This is a genomic window from Mesorhizobium sp. LNHC229A00 (assembly GCF_000502415.1).
GTDB lineage: Bacteria > Pseudomonadota > Alphaproteobacteria > Rhizobiales > Rhizobiaceae > Mesorhizobium.
The window spans coordinates 1-1,587 of record NZ_AYWQ01000109.1; the positions used below are offsets into that span (position 1 = coordinate 1).

2 protein-coding genes are annotated in these 1,587 nt (G+C 54.4%); one reads left to right on the plus strand and one right to left on the minus strand.

Annotation, left to right across the window (positions count from 1 at the left end):
• Positions 1-312: enoyl-CoA hydratase/isomerase family protein (locus X742_RS140370; protein WP_198019290.1), on the minus strand; the 312-nt coding region annotated here is incomplete at its 3' end.
• Between the two features lie 568 nt (positions 313-880).
• Here X742_RS140370 and X742_RS1000000174650 point away from each other — a divergent pair.
• The coding region (locus tag X742_RS1000000174650; RefSeq protein WP_032925176.1) for a CocE/NonD family hydrolase at positions 881-1,587 on the plus strand (707 nt) is incomplete at its 3' end.

Genomic DNA, 1,587 nt, shown 5'->3' on the forward strand with positions numbered 1-1,587 from the left:
ATGCACTTGGGCGATAACGGGCGTTTTCATCGTCTGAATCTGTTCGCAAACGCGCTGCCCAAGCGTGATATAGGCCTCGCGCTCATCGCGCGTCCGGACGCCAGATTTGTGGGCCTTTAGATCGGCACCCGCACAGAATGCCCGACCCTTTCCGGAAAGGACCACACAGCGTATATTTGGGTCGTTATCTGCATACTGGAGGGCATCCAACGTTTGTTGATAGAGGACTTCGTTGACGGCATTCAGCCGCTCTGGGCGGTTGAAGGTAATGTGAAACGCTTGATTTTCTTGCTTCGTAACAACTTCGTTCATGGATATTCTCTTTGCGGCTGATCCCTCCAGTGTCGCCAAAAAATATTGCGCGTCTAACATTTTTTGCACATAGATTGATCGTTAGAGCGCAATAATCGGTAGGCACTCCGGACATTCGTTGCTGGCGCGGATCGCGGAGGGAGCAACGCGCACTGCTGGTTGCAAGACCGTCGTGCCCAGCTTTGAATCGATGGTCGACGGCAGGTCGCGCGCAAAATCCGGACGGTGACGCCGACAAAAACAATATCGAAATGTCGGTCACGAGCTTAGCGATCGGCGGTCAAGCAGTTGGGGTTCTCATCCTTCCTTGAACGAACATCCGGCGATGTAATCGCCTTCGTGCCACTAGCCGATGAGCGATGTTCAAAGACNCCCACAATCGCAACCAACACGCAAATACCTGACCAGCCAGGTTTATTAGTGTCCTTTTGCGATCAATCTATACCCAAATAATGTTGGACGCAGTGCTGTAGTACGCGCCAATGATTCCGATCGTCAGAACGAGCCTCATCTGCGGATCGTACGCGATAATGGCATTTGGGAAAGATTAGAGAATAAGGAGACTTGTATGAGTCGCTCTCGTCAGGGGACGCCAAATTCGATTTTCCGATTCGATCTCGATGGTGCTGCTGCGATGCCCTTTGAGATCGGACATGTGGTATCGACATACGTGACGATGCGCGACGGCGTGAAACTGGCCTTGGATGTTTCTCGCCCGTTAGACAAGGATTCCAGTACTGGTCTAGATACTATTCTGATCATGACCCGCTATTGGCGCGGGATCAAAGGCCGTCCGTCCAACCACCTTGCCGACCAATTTGTGCCGCACGGTTATGCCGTTGTTGTTGGAGATGTTCGCGGAACCGGAGCCTCTTTCGGAGTGTGGCCTTATCATCGCGCGCGCGATGAGACATTGGATTTCGGCGAGGTGCTTGACTGGATCGTCGCGCAGCCTTGGTCCACCGGTGGCGTCGTGGGCTACGGCTTTTCTTACACCGCCATCACTGCCGACTGGATGGCGGAACGAAACCACGTTGCGCTCAAGGGCATCATTCCGCGCTTTCCAGACTACGATCCTTATGAAGATGACTACTTTCCTGGAGGAGTGCCGAATGCCTTCATAGGGGAGACGTGGGGCAATCGGGTCAAAGATCTCGACCACAATCTGTTGACGCTCGCGGACGGCGAGAAATCGCCGGGCGTGCGTCCAGTCGGCTCGAACGGCGAGCCGGAGCTCGACGCGGCTCTGCGCGATCACGAGCGGGTTCCGTCTGT